At 39.0% G+C, this 22,295-nt stretch carries 2 protein-coding genes; both read left to right on the top strand.

All coding sequences use genetic code 11. The features are described 5' to 3' along the window. Position 1: 1 nt before the first annotated feature. Positions 2–4,585: a type IX secretion system membrane protein PorP/SprF gene (locus tag OLM58_RS07220; protein WP_264531767.1), complete on the top strand. Its 4,584-nt coding sequence runs from the start codon at positions 2–4 to the stop codon at positions 4,583–4,585. Positions 4,586–4,720: 135 nt separating this feature from the next. Beyond that, positions 4,721–22,285 (top strand): T9SS type B sorting domain-containing protein, encoded by a 17,565-nt coding sequence (locus OLM58_RS07215; protein ID WP_264531766.1) that lies wholly within the window; start codon positions 4,721–4,723, stop codon positions 22,283–22,285. The last annotated feature ends 10 nt before the right edge of the window (positions 22,286–22,295 follow it).

The raw sequence follows: 22,295 nt of genomic DNA, 5'->3' as shown, positions 1-22,295 counted from the left end.
TATGAAGAAAATTTTACTATTCATCACGCTATTTTACGGTTTTTCAAATACACTCTATTCTCAGGACAAAAATGAGGATGGAGTTGTTTCGTTTTCGTTGCCTATTAGAAATTCTTTAAAGTTTAATCGATATTTAATTAACCCGGCTTTTAGCTTTGTTCGTGAAACAAATGCTTATGCCAGTTTTTATAATAAAAGACAATGGGTACAGTTTGAGAATGCACCAAACACCTATTTAGCCAATTATTCAGGCCGTTTCAGAGAGAATGAAGCTTTTGCTTTTGGTCTGTTTCAGCAAAATTATGGTTTAATGACGGTCTTTGGAGGAATCGGAAACTTTGCGCATAACATCGTTTTAGAGCAAGACAGTAATTTAACTTTTGGTTTAAATGTTGGAGTTTACCAAAGCACATTAAATAAAGGAAAAATCATATCAAATGATCCAAATATTTTAATGGGAGACTATCCATCAAACACATTGCTTACAGTTAATCCGGGAGTAAATTACGGAACAGAGTTCCTTGATTTTGGATTAGCGGTAAACAATCTGATCCTTTATAATTTCGGTGGCGGAATTGTAAAAGAAGATCCTGAAAGAGCGATTCAGTTGCATGCCATGTATACAGGATACATTGACAGTTTTGGTTTTTTTGACAGAAGTAAATTTTCAGGAATTGTAAAAACAGAAGTTAAAAAAGGTAAGACAGTAATTTCCGGACTTGCAATGATTGCGATTCCAAAAGGAGTTTGGGCTCAAGCTGGATACAATACATTATATGGGATTTCTGCCGGTCTTGGGTTTAATATCTCTCCAAGTATCGCATTTGAATACAACTATGAAAAAGGCATGGGAAATTTTACCAATATGGGAGGTTCTCATGAATTTACAATTGCTTATAAATTTAAGAATAAAAACTATTACTATGGTGATGATGAAGAAGGCTCTTTAATAGATCCGGCTAAACCAAAACCGGTATTGGCTAAACCATCATCAGCGACAACTGCTGAGAGAACTGATGGTGCAGAAAAAGCGAGACTGGCTGCTGATGCTAAGGCTAAAGCCGATGCAGAAGCGCTAAAAGTGAGACTTGCTGCAGCCGAAAAAGTGAAGGCTGATGCCGCAGCAGCAGCAAAAGCAAAATTAGAAGCAGACAATAAAGCCAAAGCTGATGCCGAGGCACTTAAGATAAAAATAGCCGCTGACGCAAAAGCAAAAGCCGATGCTGCAGCAGCGACGAGAACGCAAACTGCAACGGCAAACAGAGCTGTTGCTGCAGAACAAAAAACACAGGCGCAGTTGGCTGCAGATAAGGTAAGAGCCGATGCTGAAGCCCGTAGGATAAAATTAGCTGCTGATAATAAAGCGAGAGTAGATGCAGCGGCAGCAGCAAGAGCGAATGCTGCTAATGCAAATAAGCCTGCAGCGACGCCACAAAAAACACAGGCACAACTGGCTGCTGATAAAGCCAAAGCTGATGCCGAGGCAATGAAATTGAAATTAGCTGCAGATGCTAAAGCAAAGGCCGATGCGGAAGCTGCTAAAGCAAAAACTGCGGCAGTGAATAAACCAGTAGCAGCGCCACAAAAAACACAGGTTCAATTAGCTGCTGACAAAGCAAAAGCTGATGCGGAAGCCGCTGCAAAAGCAAAATTAGCTGCCGCTGAAAAAGCAAAAGCCGATGCGGAAGCTCTGAAAATAAAACTCGCAGCAGATGCAAAAGCTAAGGCTGATGCTGCAGAAGCAAAACGTAAAGCCGATGCAAAAGCGAAAGCAGAAGCTGCAGACTTACAATCAATTTTAGCTGCGGATGCAAAAGCGAAAGCAGATTCAGATGCGCTTCAGGCGAGACTGGCTGCTGAAGCGAAAGCGGCTGCTGCTGCTGCTGCAAAAACAAAGGCAAGTATAGATGCTGCGAATAAAGCAAAATTAGCTGCTGATGCGAAAGCTAAAGCCGCTGAAGAAGCTGCCTTAAAAGAAAAACAAGCTGTTGAAGCTAAAGCCAAAGCAGATGAAGAAGCAAGACAAGCCAGAATTGCTGCTGATGCAAAAGCGAAAGCCGATGCTGAAGCTCTTAAAGCGAAGTTGGCTGCTGATGCTAAAGCAAAGGCCGATGCGGAAGCTCTTCAGGCAAAATTAGCTGCGGATGCAAAAGCCAAAGCGGATGCGGAAGCACTTCAGGCAAAATTAGCTGCGGATGCTAAAGCGAAAGCCGATGCAGAAGCACTTCAGGCGAAGTTGGCTGCGGATGCTAAAGCTAAAGCCGATGCAGAAGCACTTCAGGCAAAATTAGCTGCGGATGCTAAAGCGAAAGCCGATGCAGAAGCACTTCAAGCGAAGTTGGCTGCGGATGCTAAAGCTAAAGCCGATGCGGAAGCTCTTCAGGCAAAATTAGCTGCGGATGCTAAAGCTAAAGCGGATGCGGAAGCACTTCAGGCAAAATTAGCTGCGGATGCTAAAGCGAAAGCCGATGCAGAAGCACTTAAAGCGAAGTTGGCTGCTGATGCTAAAGCGAAAGCCGATGCAGAAGCTCTTCAGGCAAAATTAGCTGCTGATGCTAAAGCGAAAGCCGATGCAGAAGCTCTTCAGGCGAAGTTGGCTGCGGATGCTAAAGCCAAAGCGGATGCGGAAGCTCTTCAGGCGAAATTAGCTGCAGATGCAAAAGCAAAAGCTGATATGGAAGCTTTACAAGCTAAATTACTTGCGGATGCGAAGGTAAAAGCGGATGCAGAAGCAACTGCGAAAGCGAAAGCCGATGCAGAAGCAAAACAATTACAGGAAGTGGAAGAAGCTCGTTTGGCAAAATTAGCTGCTGATGCAAAAGCAAAAGCAGATGCTGAAGCCCTTCAGGCGAAGTTAGCTGCTGATGCTAAAGCCAAAGCGGATGCCCAGGCTCTTCAAGCGAAGTTGGCTGCCGATGCTAAAGCTAAAGCGGATGCTGAAGCCCTACAGGCGAAGTTAGCAGCAGATGCTAAAGCGAAAGCCGATGCAGAAGCCCTACAGGCGAAGTTAGCAGCAGATGCTAAAGCGAAAGCCGATGTAGAAGCTCTCCAGGCGAAGTTGGCTGCCGATGCTAAAGCTAAAGCGGATGCGGAAGCCCTTCAGGCGAAATTAGCTGCAGATGCTAAAGCCAAAGCAGATGCGGAAGCCCTTCAGGCGAAGTTAGCTGCTGATGCTAAAGCCAAAGCGGATGCCCAGGCTCTTCAGGCGAAGTTGGCTGCCGATGCTAAAGCTAAAGCGGATGCGGAAGCCCTTCAGGCGAAATTAGCTGCAGATGCTAAAGCCAAAGCAGATGCGGAAGCCCTTCAGGCGAAGTTAGCAGCAGATGCAAAAGCGAAAGCGGATGTGGAAGCCCTTCAGGCGAAGTTAGCTGCTGATGCAAAAGCCAAAGCGGATGCTCAGGCTCTTCAGGCGAAGTTGGCTGCCGATGCTAAAGCTAAAGCGGATGCGGAAGCCCTTCAGGCGAAATTAGCTGCAGATGCAAAAGCAAAAGCTGATATGGAAGCTGCACAAGCTAAATTATTGGCAGATCAAAAAGCGAAAGCTGATGCGGAAGCGACAGAAAGATTAAAGGCTGAGGAAGAAACAAGACAGTTACAATTAGCAGAAGAAGCCCGTCAGGCAAAATTAGCAGCAGATGCTAAAGCGAAAGCAGATGCAGAGGCTCTTCAGGCTAAACTTGCAGCCGATGCACTGGCAAAAGCAGCTTCAGCACCAAAAGATGATACCGCAAAAGCAATAGATAATTTATCTCAGTCTATCGAGAGTGCAAGTAAAATACAGAAAGATTTATTGGCACAGTTTAATACAACAGTGGCAAGTAAACAAAGAGACTTGAACGACTTAAGAGAAGAGAATGATTTAAGTGAAAAAGGAATTTATAAAGAACCAAAACCTTTCAAAAGTGTGGCGGCTGAGAACAGTCAGCTTGAAGCTTTAAAATCACAACTTGCTGAAGTAAATAAAGCACAGAAAGATGAAATTGAGAAGTTGACCAATCTTTACAATGAAAGGCTTAAAAAAGTTCCTAATAAAAACGATGCTTTGAACAAAGCTTATCTCGAAAAGATAAACGAGTTAAAAGCAGCACAATTGAAAATGGAACAGGATAGTGCAACATTACTTTCTAATTTAGAACGTATCAAGGCCGAGACTGAAATTGAGAAAAAACGTCGAATCAAACGTGCGGCTTATGAGAATGATCAGGGCCGATATGCACAAGATGTTGCCGCTCTTAAACGTATTAAAGAAACAACAAAATTAAGCAGTACACCTCTAACAGCAAGCGATTTTGATTTTGGTGAAGACCAGTCAAATATGCAGATTATTAAGAATATTAAAAATGCTGATGGTGGATATTATTTAATTATTGCAGTTCACAGCAGCGTTGAAAAACGCGATCAGTTCCTCGCTAAAGCAGTTGCAGCAGGACGTTCGGATGTTAATTTCTTCTACAATGTAACGACAAGTAAGTATTACATTTATTATGAGAAATTCGACGGACTGTCAGAAGCGACAAAAGCACTGGAAGCAAAAGGAACTAAGCCATATAACGGGAAAATGGCAATTGTGAAAGTGGAGAATTAATACAATTATTGAGTATAAAGCCCCGTTCTTCTTGATTTTTGAGAAGGACATCTATTATAAATGTTTCAGAATGCTTTGATTTATTTTTTAACGCCCCTTAAAAAATAAAAGAGAAGCAAAAACAAAATGAAGATTATGAAAAAACCTACTAACCTAAGATTGATTTTATTAGCTTTGATTTTCTTTCAAAGTTACTTTGTAATTTCTCAGAATCTTAAGTCATTTACTCCGAGATTTGACAAGAGGCTAAAAGGAGACATGTTGCTTATTGGTAATAATATTCTAAATAGAAATACCAATAACAGGGATCCGGAAGATGCCTATAATGGTTCCGGATACAATTCTGATTTCAGTATGGAATATATTGATATCGATAATGACAACAGTACTTTCAGTTCGAGTAGTGCGACTTTAACGGTGCCCAAACCGGCTTGTTATAAAATTGTTTATGCAGGTTTGTATTGGGGAGCGATCCTACAGCAAAATGATCGTACAGGCATTGAAAAAGTAAAGCTTAAACTACCAACAGGTGGTTATAATGATATTACAGGTCAGATCGTGTATGATGCTAATGCAGCCCCAATTGGTGGTGACAATAACAAAGCATATGCATGTTATGCAGATATTACTTCTTTAGTGACCGGGCAGGCTAATGCACAAGGTTTGTATACCGTTGCAAATGTTAAGTCTAGTGAAGGTTCTAATGGAGGGACGGGTTTATCAGCAGGTTGGTCTATTTTTATCGTTTATGAAGACCCTACTTTGCCAGCTAAATATATTACATCATTTGACGGTTTTAGCGGAATTGGAGGGGCAACTACTTTAGATATTCCTGTTTCAGGGTTCAAGACCATTCCTAAAGGCCCGGTTCGTGTAAAATTCGCTTTTGCTGCTTTAGAGGGGGATCAGCCGATTGCAGGGGATTATCTGCAAATTAACGGAATTCCAATTAGTGCTACAAATGCAGCAAATACAGCTATCAGAGCTTCAAATAACTTCTTTAATAGTAGTGTAACTTACGTTGATCCGGCTACGGATAAAACAGAAGATTTCTTAAATCGAAACCCTGCCAGTACTAACACCTTAGGGTATGATGCGGGTATTTTAAATATTAATAACCCCGGTACCCTTTTGAAACCGGGAGGTATTGTTATTGATAATAATGAGACTTCGGCAAATATTAGATTAGGAAGTACTCAGGACGTTTACTTTTATTATTTTAATGCATTTGCGGTAGATATTATCGAGCCTCATATTGTACTGACGAAAATTGTTAAAAATTCAGCAGGAACGGATATTGGAGGCCAGAATGTAGTACTGGGACAACAATTAAATTATGAAATTGGTATTAGAAACTCAGGTAATGATGATGCAAAATCTTTAACCATTAGAGATCAGCTGCCAATCAATATTATATTTAATTATCCGGGAGATTTAAACCCGCTTCCGGCTGGGGTAACGGTACAAAGTTATGATCCTGCAACCAGAAGCATTGTTTTTAAGGTAGATGATTCTGTTGTTAAAGCCAATACTCTAACAGAGAAAGTGATCAGCTTTAAAGTTAAAGTTGTTCCGGATTGTAATTCCTTGAGTGAAGCATGTTCTAATAGTATCGACAACTCAGCATATGCCACTTATAAAGGAACTTTAAATCCTGATTTTCAAATTTCGGATGATCCGAGTGTCAATACAAATACAGGATGTATATTAACTCCAAAAGCGACTAACTTTTTAGTGGGTGTTGATGGTTGTAAGTATACAGCAAATGTTACGTTATGTAAAGACACGGTAGATTTAGTTGCTGCAAACGGATATACAAGTTATACCTGGTACAGTGACGAAGCGCGTACAAAACAAATAGGAACAGGACAAACACTTACGGTTAAAGATCCGGGAACTTATTATGTATACAATTTGGCTGCTGCGCCTTGTAGATCAATCTATCAGGCCATTACAGTAACCAGATTTGGTGCTACAAATACAAACCCTGTAATTCCTTATGCAAAAGCTCCGTATAAAGGAGAGGTCTTAATTTGTCCAAACAATGGAAAAGAGTTACCTAATCTTTTCTTATGTGGTGCAAATGATTCCAGACTAATTGAAACGCATATCTCAGATGGTTCTACCCTTGTTTGGGAAAAATTAGATGAATCAAGCTGTACAGCGCCAAGTAGTCCAAATTGTGCCAATGAAGGTACTTCTTGTACTTGGACACAGGTTGCAACGGGACCAAATTACCTGGCTAAAATTGCCGGGCAATACCGATTAACATTAAATTATGCCGGAGGTTGTTTTAACCGTTTTTACTTTAATGTTTTCACCAATTCATTAAGTCCTACAGAGAAACATACAGATATTATTTGTGGTAAAGCTGGTACGATTACAGTAGGAGGTGTTCCTGCCGGATATGAGTACAGTATTAATGGTACAACTTATCAGGCTAGTAATGTATTTAATGTTACTACTGCAGGTTTCTATACCGTTTATATAAGATTAGCAGGTGTAACAGGAAACACGTGTATTTTTACAGTTCCGAATATTCAAATCAGACAACGAAATTTTAACGTAGTACAAGAGGTAACACAGCCATTGTGTTATGGTGAAAAAGGTAAAATTAAAGTTGCAGTAAATGATGCTAATGCACAATATTATTATAAACTTTATAATAATGGAACATTATTGTCAAGTGTAGGACCTGTACCAGATTCTGAATATACTTTTGATAATCTAAATACAGATCAGAATTATGTTGTAGAAGTTACAACAGATGACGGTTGTAAAGACACTAAGTATATATATGTTGGTAAGGTTTGGAATGAATATAAAGCGACAGTTGCTTTAGTAGAACCTCTGACTGCCTGTAGTGATGGAAAAATTAGAATCACAACAGAAGGAGGTAATTCACCTTATAATTATTTTATAAACAGCGACACTGTTTTTCAAACCAGTAATGAGTTTGTAGTAACAGCTCCGGGACTTTATACCATTAAAATTGTAGATAAAAACAACTGTACGATAACAAGAACAATTACAGTTCCTGATAATGCAAAACCTGCTTATACAATTGATCATACCAATAGTAATTGTTATGATGCAAGCTCTCAGATAGAAGTAAAACTTACAGCTGGAGCAAATGGATACACAATGGGGTATAGCATCAATGGAGGTGTTACTTTTCAGTCCAATCCTGTTTTTTCTAACTTACAGCCGGGAACTTATGATGTTGTTGTAAGATATGGTATTGGAACGCCAATTAAATATTGTACAGATCCTGTACAAAAGATAACGATTACAGGACCAACTTCTGCTATTTCGGCTTCTGCCGGAGTTGCTGCTTTGGCCGGATGTACATTACCTGACGGTAGCGGTGCAAACCAGGGAGGAAAACTGCGTATCAATAACGTTCAGGGTGGAACACCTGCTTATCAATTTAGTTTTGATGGTGGTGTTACATGGCAGGCATCAAATGAAAAAGACGTTATGCCGGGTAATTTTATTTTACAGGTTAAAGACGCTTTAGGCTGTATATTCGAAATTCCTTATCAGGTTACTTTAGACCCAAAACCTGCTGATCCAACGATTACTGTGGCTGATCCTGTTTTTGGATGTAATGGTATGGCATCAACTACGGTTACGGTTACAAATCCGTCAAATAATTATACGTACGAGTATTATATTAACGGAACGCCTAATACTCCAATTACAAATAATGTCTTTACAAATGTTCCTTCCGGGACTCATACTATAAAGGTTAAGTACAAAGTAACTACTGTACCTACTTACAGTAACTTGTTAAGAGAAGATTTTGGCAGAGGACCAGACACAACAACTCCGGGTATTCACCCTAATTATTGTTGGGAAAAACAAGATGCTGTAGAAGATTGCGGTATTGGAGGTTATATGCCAATTTTGCTTAATGATGGGGAATATGTTGTGACTCAGGCTCTGTTGCCACAGCACGTAGCTGGTTTTAACTGGAATCTGCCTAAAGATAATACGGCAGTTATTAATAATACACCACAAATAAAAGACGGAAGATTTTTAGCCGTTAATGTTGGAGGTGTGGTACCAATAGGTGGTGTTTTATACAAAAAAACTATTAATGATGTTATCCCAAATCAGGACATACAGGTATCACTTTATATGCTTAACTTATTAAGTAAAAATAATAATTTACCTTCTCCAAGATTAACGATACAACTTCAGAAAAATGGAACTGTTATAACGGGAGCCTCAAAAGATACACAAAGTATTCCTAGAGATGAGAAATGGCATAATACAACTGATCTTGGAAGTGGCCAGGTATTAACTTTAAATCCCGGAAATAATACTTCTCTTGACTTTGTTATCTTATCCTACAGTCAGGTTATTTCTGGTAATGATTTAGCGGTTGATGATATTTGGGTACGTCAGATTCCGGAGGTTTGTGGAGCTGAGAAAGATTTCCCAATTGTTATTGGAACAGATAAAGCATTTAAAGCTTCAATCGTAGGTCATAAAGATGTAACCTGTAATGGTGCTAATAATGGAGAAATTACCTTATCTGCACAAAATTTTGATGCCACTTATGGTTTTGATTACTCTTTAGATAATGGTGCGACATGGGTAAATTCTAAAACTTCACCGGTTACCGTTAAAAACTTGACGAGTAAAACGTATAATATTTTAATTCGTTATGATAATAAAGCCGGAACTTGTAGTTTCCCATTCGATCAGCCGGTAGGTACTCCTGCTGCATTAACAATTACGGCAAGTGTTACAAAAACAGCTACTTGTACAAATGGAGCAACGATTACGGCTGTTGCAGGAGGTGGAACTCCGGCATATCAATATGAATTGAGACAGGCTGACGGTATTACAGTAGTTACTGCATTTCAGGCTTCTGGTGTATTTACAAATGTTCCTACCGGTACCTATACAGTTGTAACTCGTGATGCATATACATGTTCTTCAAGCGCATCTGCACAGGTTAATGTTGTTGCACCAACAATGCCAACAGCATCTTTAGCAGCTACTAGTGACTATTGTGTTACCGGTACTAAAGGAGCAACTCTTGTGGTTACCGCTACAGGTACCGGAGCTCTAACGTATAGTTTAAATGGTGCACCTGCACAAACCAGCCATACATTTACAAATGTTGGAGCAGGAACACATACTATTACAGTTACAGACAGTAATAATTGTCCGATTACTATAAACGGAATTGTAATTGCTCCTGAGTTAAAAGCAGCAGCTTCTATTACAAAAACATTGGATTGTACAACTCCAAATGCTACGATTAAAGTTGACATTACGGATGGTGTTGCGGCCTATACTTATAAAGTTAAAAAAGACGCTGGCTCTTATGGTGCTAGTGTAAATGTTGCAGGTAATACTTTTAATTATCCTGCACCAACAGCCGGACTTTATACTTTTGAAATTACAGATTCTAAAGGATGTAAAGCTTATATAGATGCTACAATTAGTCCAATTACAAATCCAACAGTTACTGCTAATCCAACACAAATTACTTGTAATGGTCTTAGAAATGGTAGTGTGCAGTTAGTTGGAGCAGGAGGTTCAGGCGGATATGAGTACAATTTTAATAATTTAGGTTGGTCAACAACTTCATTACATTCCGGCTTAGATCCTAATATTAGCTATTCTTATCAGGTAAGAGACAGTAAAGGATGTACTTCTGCTGTTGGAAATATTACATTAACGCAGCCAACTGCTGTATCAGGAACTATTGGAGCTACAATTATTAAATGTGGTACGCCAAGTACTGTACCGGCGGTAGTTACAGTTACTGGTTCTGGAGGAACCGGTACTTATACTTACAGTTTCAACGGAACGGCAAACTTTACAACAACGAATACTTACTCAACAACAGCTGCCGGAACAGTTACGGCATATGTTAGAGATGCAAATAACTGTCAGTTTGGACCATTATCAATTACAATTGGTGCTTTAGAACCAATTACAGATATCACTATTGTTGATAGTGGATATGATTGTTCTACAGTTCCAGCTGGTGGACATGTAACATTGACAGCGGTAAAAACAGGAAGTACAGCAAATATTATCTATCAGATTATTTCTGGTCCTGCTGGATTTAACCCTGCGACCAATACAACCGGAAACTTTACATCACTGACTCCGGGAGATTATATCTTCCAGGCAACTGATACGGCTACCAATTGTTCATTCACAAAAGGACATACCATTAAAGCGACGTCAGATATTATTACAGGTGGTTCAGTGCTTACAAGTATTCAATGTTTTGGTTCTACAGGAACGATTGAATTTACCGTAAATGGTGTTAAGGCAAACGGATATGATTATGTTATTAAAAACGCTGCCAATACAATCATTCAGCAAGCAACTGGTGTAAGTGCAGCTACAACTACCGTTGCAGTTCCTACTGCTCAGCCTGTAGGGGCGTATACTATTACTGCAACAGACAGATTAACGAAATGTCAGTCTTCTTATACAGTAACTTTAACGCAGTCAGCTGCAGCTGTTGATGTTACAGCTTCTGCAACCACAGTAAATTGTAACAAATTTACTGCTGAGGTTACAGCAACCGGAACAGGTGGTACACCAAATTATACTTATGCTATAGCAAGACAAGGTGCTTCGGTACCTACAGTTTATGATTCAAATAATGTTTTAACCGCTAATACCGTTAACGGAACAGTATTAAACTGGGTAGTTTATATAAAAGATGCAAACGGTTGTTTGGATAATTTCCCTATAAAAATTGATGTTGACGCTAAACCGGTTATTACAGGTGTGGTGGTTGACAATCAATGTCAGACAGGATCAGTTTCAAGTTTTACAATTACAGCTACTGCTACAGGATTAGTGCCTTTAACGTATAGTATTGATGGAACTAATTTCCAGTCTGGCAATACTTTTACAGTAAGTGCAGGATCTTATACTGTAACGGTAAAAGATAAAAATGGTTGTACAACAGCTGCTGCAGTTCCTGTAGTAGTTTATCCTAAAGTTGGTGCCTTAGCAGAGGTTACTAAAGAATTAGATTGTAGTCTAACTCCAAACGCAACGATTAAAGTTGATATTAGCGGAGGAAAAACTCCATATACATATACTGTAGCGAAAGGTTCAGGAACTGCTGGTGGCGTTATTAATGTTACCGGAACATCGTTTACAATTTCTGTTGCTTCTGCTAATGCTGATAAATATACATTTGCAATTACAGATGCAAACGGATGTTCTACAACAACATCTGCGACTGTTGCTCCTATTGCTCCTCCAACAGTAACTGCTGTAAAAGTAGATGCTTCATGTAATGGTTCTGCAACAGGTACAGTTCAGTTGACAGGTGCTAATGGTTCAGGTGGATATACGTATAGTGATGATAATGTGACTTATGTTGCGACTTCATTATTTGAAAATCTGGCAGCGGGTAACTATACTTTTTATGTAAAAGACAGTAAAGGATGTACAGGAAGTGTTAATGTTACAATAGGTGAACCTATAAAATTAACAGCAAGTGCTACTGCTACTAACTTTACTTGTAGTGTTACTAATACAAAACAATCTGCGACTGTAACCATTACAGCAGCAGACGGTACAGCTCCTTATACGTACAGTTTTAACGGAAGTGGCTATACTGCTGCAAATACGTTAACAGTAAATGATAACGGTGCAGATCAAATCATTAGCTATTCTGTTAAAGATGCTAAAGGATGTACCACTGCGGTTCAGCAAATTACCATTAAGAAATTGGATCCTCCTGTTATTGTTTCAATATCAGGTAGTGCAATTCTATGCTCACCATCTACAAGTACTACCAGTACTGTAACTGTTACAACATCAAATGGAGTAGGGGCTTTGGCTTATGTTATTACAGCACCGGCTTCTGCAACTTCAAACGTAACAGGTGCTACAACTGGAGTATTTACGGGATTAGTGGCAGACACTTATACTTTTAAAGTAACAGATGCAAACGGATGTTTTGCTATTCAGTCTTATACCGTACTTCCATTAACTCCAATTGCAGTTGCTGAATCTAAATTAAGCGATGTTTTATGTAATGGAGGAAATACGGGTTCTGCAAGATTCACTATTTCAGGATTTAGCGCTACAGGAAATTATACCGTAACAGTAACGTCTACTCCTGCAGGATTACCTTATACAACTTCAACAGTTGGAGATGTGATTACCCTAAACGGATTAGTTATGGGAAGTTATACTTTGACAGTTCAAGACAAAACAACAAATTGTTCTGCCGGAAAAACGATAAACATTACACAGCCGGCACAACCATTAAATGCAACAATTGCAATTGTAAATGCTAATTGTAATGTTCCAAATGCACAAGTAACAGTTACTGCTACAGGAGGAACTGCCGTTTATAGATATGCATTTGTACCAGACGGGACTCCTGTAACGGCCTATACAAACAGTAATGTTGCTTATCTTGATCCTGCGACTGCAGATTGGGATGTTCATATTATTGATGCAAATGGCTGTACTGTAAAAAAAGATATTACAATTATTAAAGATGCAACACCAACCGTTACTGCTTCGGCAACCGGAGAATGTTTTGGTGACGGAACTGCATTTGTAATTACGGCTACTCCGGGTGCGGGCACTATTGCTCCGGTAAAATACAGTATTAATAATGGAGCTTCTTTCCAAACAGCAAATACATTTACGGTTACAACTCCGGGTAATTATACAGTAATTATTGAGGATGCTAATGGCTGTAGAGCTTCAAGTACAGCTGTTACAGTTTTTGATAAATTAACTTTATCAGCTAAACTAGATAAAGATATTACTTGTAAAGCTCCTACAGCAGCCCGAATAACTTTGACTGCTACTAACGGGAACAATGCTTTATATACTTATACAAGTTTTCCTGCTACAGGAACTTTCACAGGAAATATTTTCGAAACAAATACACCTGGATCATATACTTTTACAGTAACAGATGCCAATGGTTGTACCGCCACTACAACGACACCAATTGTGGTGAATCCAACAGTTGATCCGGTAATTACTAATTTGAGTACTACACCACTTTTATGTCATGGTGATTCAAATGGTGCTATTGTAATTACAATTGATAATACAAAAGGTTTAGCTCCATTTGTGTATAAGGTTGTAAATAACACAACAGGTAAGGATTATGGTACTCAGACTTCAGGTTTAACAGCCGGAGATTATACGGTAACAGTAACCGATGCAAAAGGATGTTTTGCTACTCAGAATATCACGATTGCTGAGCCAACTAAAATTGTTGTTGACTATACACCTACCTCAATTACATGTGATGCTTCTAATGGGGAATCTCTTGGTAAGATAACCATTAATTCAGTTAGTGGTGGAACTCCAGATTACACTTATCATGTTACGGGAGTAAATGGTTATAACCAACAAATCAGTGGGCAGACAGGTGCTGCTGCTGTTTTCAGAGTTGTTGATTTTGGTTTATATCAGATTATTGTTACTGATTCAAATGGATGTACTAATGTGATAAAAGACATATTAATTGCTTCGCCACCAAAAGATTTAGATATTACCGTAACTCCTCCTCCTGCAGATTGTTCTTCATTGGGTTCTGCAGTTGTAGCAATTGGAGCCGGATCTACAAATATAACCGGTAATGGTCCTTTCCATTTTGCAGTTTATACTGGTCCGGGAATGGTGTATACTGCTCCTACAACTTTGCCTTGGTATGATGAAGATGGTTTCCAAAGTAAAAAGACATCCATACCTAATTTATTGCCGGGTGTTAAATATACCTTTATCGTACACGATCAGGGAACAGGCTGTTACTATTATGAAACAGCGGAATTTATGATTCCTACTAATTCAACATTAAAAGTTAATAATGTAGTAGAACAAAATATTACCTGTAAAGGAGCTAAAGATGGTAAAGTTTCATTTACGATTGATAGTACTTATCCGTCAGCAACAAATGTAACGTATGAAATTTTAAATTCTCTAGGCCTAACCCCTGTGGTTCCTCCGGCGACAGGTTCTGGAACTATTGCAGCAAATGGTACACTTACAGTTACTGATTTAGGTCCGCTTCCTTTTGGGAATTATATCATTGTGGTTAAAGAAACTGCAGGATCAACAAATGCAGGATGTAGTGTTGCCAGTAAAGAATTTAACATTACAGAATCTGCAATTGACTTGTCAGTTACGGTTTCTGTTACTAAAAATGCAAATTGTAATGCTGCTTCAGGTGTTATAAGCGCTATCGGCCATAATGGTACAGCACCATACATTTATCAGTTATTATTGAGTACTGATCCGGTACCAACAGCGGCAACTGCAGGTTGGGCACCAGATAGCACTTTTAACAGAGATGCGGGTGATTATATTGTTTATGTGAAAGATGCATACGGATGTATAAAACCAGCTTCTATCACATTAGTTAAAGATGTAGATCCAACAGTTGTTGCTCCTGCGGCACCTATTTGTTACAATGGTACTGCATTTACAATAACGTATAGTGGAACGGTTTCTAAAGGTCCTGCGATGTATAGTGTAAACGGAAGTGCTTTCCAGGCAACTCCAAGTTTTACATTTAATGCTGCCGGAACTTATAATCTTGTAATTCAGGATGCTAACGGTTGTACGGCTAATGTTGACTATATCGTATATCCTCAGTTACAAATAAAAGCCGATGTTACTAAAGAACTGGATTGTACAACAAGTCCTGCTGCTCAAATTACATTAACAGCAAGTGGAGGAAATACAACTCCTGCCCCTTCGTATGTTTATACTTATTCATACAATGGTGGAGCATTTTTACCAACGACAAACGTACATTCAACAAGTGCATTGGGAGATTATATTTTTAGAGTAACGGATGCTAATAATACAACACTTTGTTATGCAGAAGTACCTTTCAAATTAGAAGCAATTCCTTCTCCAACAGTTACAACATCACATACAAATGTTAGTTGTAATGGTGGAGCTGATGGATCTATCACCGTAAATACAACTTCTGGTGTGGGACCATTTGAGTTCAGTTGGAATAATGGTACGATTTCATCTCCATTCCAACCTTCAAATATATTTAAAGGTTTATCGGCTGGTAATTATGTAATTACAGTTAGAGATGCCAAATCATGTCTTTATTTAACAGCTCCGGTTGTAATAACACAACCAGTAGCTCTTGATGCCACTGCAGCGGTTACAGACTACGCTTGTAATGCAAGTAATGTTGCACAGCCAGCTGTGGTAACAGTAAATGTTACAGCAGGTACAGGAACAGCACCTTACAAATACAATTTTGATGGTTCTGCTAACTATTTTGACGCTAATACCTTAACCGTATTAGATAATGGTGCAGTACAAACGATTCACTATTATGTAAAAGATGCTAATGGATGTTTGTTTGATGATACAGTAACGGTTAATCCGTACAAAAAAATTACAGATTTAACTTTTACAGGTGCTGCAATTACTTGTAATGCTCCTACAACAAGTATTACAGTTACAGTAGCGGGTGGATATGCGATTACGAATTATGAAATCGTTTCACCAACTGCAAACGCAGTAGACAACGGTACTGTAAATGTTTTCAATGGTTTATTGCCAGGTACCTATGTTTTCAAAGTGACAGATGCTAATGGATGTTCATTCCAAAAGTCATTAACAATTAAACCAGTAACCAATATTACCGTTTCTGGTCAATTAATTAAAGATGTAAGTTGTAACGAAGTAGCAGCAACACCTAATGGTTCTGTTGAGTTTACTGTAGGCAACTTTGCAGGAACTTATACTTATTCTATTAACGGAGTTGCGGTTGCAGGTACACATACTAACCCGAAAGTTACCCTTACTAATTTAGCGGTAGGGAACTATAAAATAGATGTTGTTGATGTGGCTACAGGCTGTGTTGCAACAGCAAATGTGGATGTTAGCGAACCGGCTACACCACTATTATTAACATTGGTTTCTAATGTTAATGCGAATTGTAATTTTGGTGCAAAAGTAAGCGTTGTAGGTTCAGGAGGAACTCCTGGTTATACTTACGCTTTCGCTGAAAGTCCAACGGCACCGGCACTGGGAGCTTACAAACCTAGTCCGAATGTTGTTTTAGACCCATCTAAAGTTTGGATTGCCTATGTAAAAGATGCTAGCGGATGTATTGCTCAGTTACCATTAACTATTGCGACAGACCCTAAACCAACAATCGACCCAATTACGGGCGTTTGTTACGATGGTTCTCCGGTAAATGTTACTTTGGTAGGTCATGGTGTTGGTCCGTTAACCTACAGTATTGGTAACGGATTTAAAACAAGTCCTGACTTTGTGCTTAACGCACCGGGTTCATACACGTTCTACGTGAGAGATGCTAACGGTTGTGATGCAGCAACTCCATATGTTTATCAATTGGATCAGAAATTGTTATTAGACGCTGTACTTCAGGATTTAACCTGTGCGGCTCCTAACGTAGCTACGATTACATTGACAGCTACTCAGGGATCTACAGTGTATACTAACTATGAAGTTTCATTTAATGGAGATCCGTTTACAGCAACGACATCTCCGTACACAACTAATATTCCAGGAACGTATACTTTTAGAGTTACAGATAGTAAAAACTGTCAGTCAGTTTCAAAACCTGTAGTGGTGAATCCTATCGTGATGCCTACTATAGCTACTTCGGAATTCAACGTAAGTTGTAATGGAGGAAACGACGGAAGTATTACAATTACTGCCGGTAGCGGACTTGCTCCTTACGAATATAGTATCGACGGTACAACATATCAGGCATCGAATATTTTCGGAACATTAGGTCAGGGTTCTTATACGGTATACGTAAGAGATGCTAAGAAATGTGTGGTTAATAAAACAGTTTTGATTTCAGAGCCTACTATTTTGAATGTTGGTGCTGCGGTTACTCCATTTAGTTGCAATTTAACTAGTGCACCAGATGATGCTATGGTAACTTTAACAGCTACTAACGGTACTCCGGGATACAAATACAGTTTTGATAATGGTGTTACTTTTGGAGATGCTTCAATATTAAAAGTAAGCACTATAACGGCTCCTAAAACAGTGTTCTACGTGGTAATTGATGCCAATGGATGTAGAGCTTCAGGAAGCGTAACGGTAAATCCTTACACGCCTCCTACTGATATGAACATTACAGCAACACCAATTTATTGTAATACTATGGGAGGAGTTTCTACTGCGACCGTAAATACAGTAACAGGTGGTGTAGGTCCTTACAAATACGAAATAGTTTCACCGGCAACGGCTGTTACTAACAATACAACCGGTATTTTCCCTGGATTATTACCGGATACGTATCAAATTAAAGTTACTGATGCTAATAATTGTAGTACGACTAAAGCGATCGTGATTAAAGAATCTGATAAGATTAAAGCGACTACTCAGTTGTTAACGGATGTGTTATGTAATGCAGGAAGCACCGGTACAGCGTCATTTGTTGTAAGCGGTTATATTACGCCTGCTGATTATATCTATTCATTAGCACCACTTGCTGGTACAGCTACTAAAACAGGTGATGTGATAAGCTACACAGGTTTAGGTGCAGGTAAGTATACGTTTACAGTAGTAGACAGAACTTCAGGATGTCAGGATCAGATTGTTGATTTTGAGATTAAAGAGCCTTCAATTTTAGATTTTACATCTACTGCTACAAATACAAATTGTAACAATAAAACGGCTCAAATAACGATTACAGCAACCGGAGGTACTCCTGCTTATCGTTATGCTGCAGTTGTTGCATTGTCAGCGGCTCCTACAGTTTTTGGAACAAATAATGTTATTACTGTTGATACGAACAATGGAGCCAATAGAAATTGGGATATTTATGTACAAGACCTTAACGGATGTCCGGTAATGAAAACTCAAACTATTGTGGAAGATGCATTACCAACAACTCCGTCAGTGGCACCATTTAACCAATGTCCGGATCCATTAAACGGAACGTATACCTTTACGATTACTGGAGTTACAGGTGTAGCACCAATTGAATATAGTATTGGTGGTGGATTCCAATCCAGCCCAACATTTACAGTAAGTACATCTGGTACTTATGATGTAACTGTGAAAGACGGAAACGGTTGTGAAGTAAAAACGACAGCTGTAGTGAATATTTTCCCAGCTCTGGCTTTAGATGTTAAGATCACAGCTTTACCAGATTGTAATACTAACAATGGAGCTATTACAGCTACAGCTTCTGGTGGTTCAACCCCAGCAAACTATAGCTATAGCTTAGATGGTAACTTTGGTCAGACATCAGGAATATTTACCAATATTGGTGATGGAGATCATACAGTTACGGTAACGGATGTGACTACAGGTTGTACCAGAACGGTTAAATTTAATATGGTAAAGGCAACGCCAATTGAAGGATTTGCTTTAACTCATACCGATGTTACTTGTAAAGGATATACAGACGGTACAATTACAGCATCTATAGATGAAACAGGTAAAAACAACAATCCAATTTACTATTACAGTGTTACAGCGGGACCTGTTGTTATTAGACCTAATCAAACCTCAAATGTGTTCACAGGATTACCAAAAGGACAATATACAGTAATCGTTACATCTGGAAGAGGTTGTAGAGATTTAAAAGATGTTGAAATTGTTGAGCCGACTCCAATTGTTGTTACGGATCCTGTATTTACTCAATTTGCTTGTACAGCGGGAACAAACACAAATACAAATGCGACAATTACAGTAAATACTGTAACTGGAGGATCTGGTACTTTTGTTCTATACCAATTCATGAGAAACGGAGTTGAAGTTCAAAATAGTATCTCAAATACCTATACCGTATTTGATCTTAGAGGTGGAGATTATTCTGTAAATGTTTATGATAGTAAAGGATGTGTTGGATCATCTGTAGGAATAATGAAAATTGCGCCTTTTATTAGCCTGGACGATATTACCGTAACAATTGATAAAGATATTACTTGTGTAAACAATCAGGACATTACTGTTACAACAGCTTTTACAGCAGCGGTACCAGGTAGTACACCAACGTTGTTATACAGCATTAAAGGAATAGGCGGAAGCACTTTTACCGGTAATAGTACAACAGGAGTATTTACAGGATTGCCAATTGGTAACTATTTAATTACAGTTGAAAATACGGATACAAAATGTATAATCGAGAAAGCGCATTATGTAGCTAATCCAAATACATTCGAAATTAAAGCTACTCCGGTAGTAGCTGAGGTTTGTTTTGGAACTGCTAATGGAAGTGTGAACTTAACTTTTGTTGACAATCAAAAACTTCCAAGTGATGATGCAGGTATATTTGATTACACAATTACAGGTCCGGTAAACACACCATTGACCCGTTCAGCAGATGCTGGTCCGGTTTCTATTACAGGTCTTCCTGCAGGTCAGTATACGGTAAACGCTACTTTAGTAGGTAAACCATATTGTTCAGTTTCAACTATTTTCTCAATAGGACAGCCTAGTGCGGCTTTAGTGGTAACAACAACAAAATCTGAAATTACTTGTGTGGCAGGTAATAATGATGGCGAAATTTCAGCTAGTGCAACAGGTGGTTGGGATACGAATTACCAATATGAGTTAGTATTAAATGGAGCAGTTATTGCCAATAATACTGACGGTAATTTTACCGGACTATCAGCAGGTAACTACACCGTTATTGCTAAAGATGGTAAAGGATGTCAGGCATCAGCAACACAATCGTTGAAAAACCCGGATCCAATTGTGGTTAGTGCAACAGCAACAGCTTCAGTATTGCCATGTTTTGGAGACCGATCAGGAATTATTACGGTAAACCCTCCAACAGGTGGTCAGGGAAGTAACTATATGTACACCTTGAACATGTTGTCAGAAAATCCGGTTGTTTCGTCAGGTCCACAAAGTAACCCTGTGTTCACAGGCTTACCGGCAGGAACTTACAGTATCACAGTTACTGATGGATTCACCTGTTCGGCAACATCTGCAAATGTTGTGATTACAGAACCAACAGAAGTAGTTCCAAATTTAGTGCTGGCAACCACACAAACTTGTAATACACAATCAACACTTACATTAAGTGCAACAGGAGGTTCAGGGCCATATACATACAGTACCGATCAGACTTTTACAACAACAACTGGTTCATTTGCAACTTCTGTTACCTTCGCGGTACCGGTAGGTAAATACCAATATTATGTAAAAGATGCTAAAGGTTGTGTGGCGAAAATTTCTAACGAAGTTAAAATCGATCCATTAGAGCCATTAGTAATAGAATTGGATGTGACCAATGCAGTAGTAAAATGTATGGGCGAAGCTACAGGAGTTATTGTAGCAAATGCAAAAGGTGGTTTAGGAAACTATATCTATACTTTAGAAAATAATGCAGGTGGTGTGGTTAGACCGGCACAGCCTACTGGCAGATTCGAAGATCTTCCAATAGGAACGTATGTTGTAAAAGTAGCTAGTGGTGATTGTCCTGCGACATCAGGCGCTATCGAAATTAAACAACCTGCTACAGCTATTCAGGCTACATTTACACCAACCAATGTTTCTTGTTTTGGAGAAAGTAACGGTCAGATTGTAGTTGCTGCAACAGGTGGTACAGGAGTTATTAAATATGCAATATCACCGGATTTAGATCAGTTTGATGTTAAAAACACTTTTGATAAACTTGCACCGGGTAAATATACGGTTATAGCTCAGGATGAAAATGGTTGTTATGTTATCGATGAGATCGAAATCACTCAGCCAAAACCTTTAATCGTTACAGAACTTCCAAACTCTATGATTCCGGAAGTTTGTAAAGGAGATAAAGATGGAGCATTCAGTATTGAAGTTAAAGGAGGTACTGCACCGTATAGCGTAAGTCTTGACAATAAAAACGGAACGTATACACAAGGTACGGCAACTCAAACTATATTTGATTTTACTAATCTTTCAGGAGGAGTTCATACCGTTTACGTTAAGGATGCTCAGGGATGTGTGAATGAATTTGTAGAAAACATGCCTTTACCGGTTGTTCTTGATCCAACTACCGTAACCAATTATGATTGTGTGAACAACGCTCAAACAAATATGGTAACCGTTTCAGTAGATGAGAGCAATACAGATCTTACACAAATAGATTATTCACTTGATAGTGATGTGGGTCCTTGGCAGGCAGCAAATATCTTTACCAATATTGCTCCTGGAACGCACTACATTGTAGCAAGACATACGAATGGATGTAAAGTGCCAACAGCAAGTTTTGAGATCAGAGCTTACGAGAAGTTAACAATCGCTGAGTCTACAGAAAAACCTGAAATGAACATCATTTCGGTAACAGCAGCCGGTGGAGCTCCTGCTTACGAGTACAGTTTCAACGGAGAGCCGTTTACTTCTTCTACCAAATACAAAATCTACAAAACAGGAGATTATGTAGTAGTAGTAAGAGACCAAAACGGATGTACAGCAACAATAACAGTTCATGCAGTTTATGTGGATGTGTGTATTGACAACTACTTCACTCCAAACGGAGATGGTGTTTATGACACTTGGGGTCCTGGTTGTACAAACATTTACAACAACCTTGAATTCTCAATCTTCGACAGATACGGTCGTGTAATTGCCAAGTACCACTACGGTCAAAAATGGGACGGTAGATACAATGGTGCCGAATTACCATCAGGAGATTACTGGTATGTTCTTAAATTAAATGACGAGAAAGATGCACGTGAGTTTGTAGGACATTTCACTTTATACAGATAACAAAATAAGA

The organism is Flavobacterium sp. N502540 (genome assembly GCF_025947365.1).
In the GTDB taxonomy this organism is placed as follows: domain Bacteria; phylum Bacteroidota; class Bacteroidia; order Flavobacteriales; family Flavobacteriaceae; genus Flavobacterium.
This window is presented reverse-complemented; position numbering and strand designations above follow the sequence as displayed.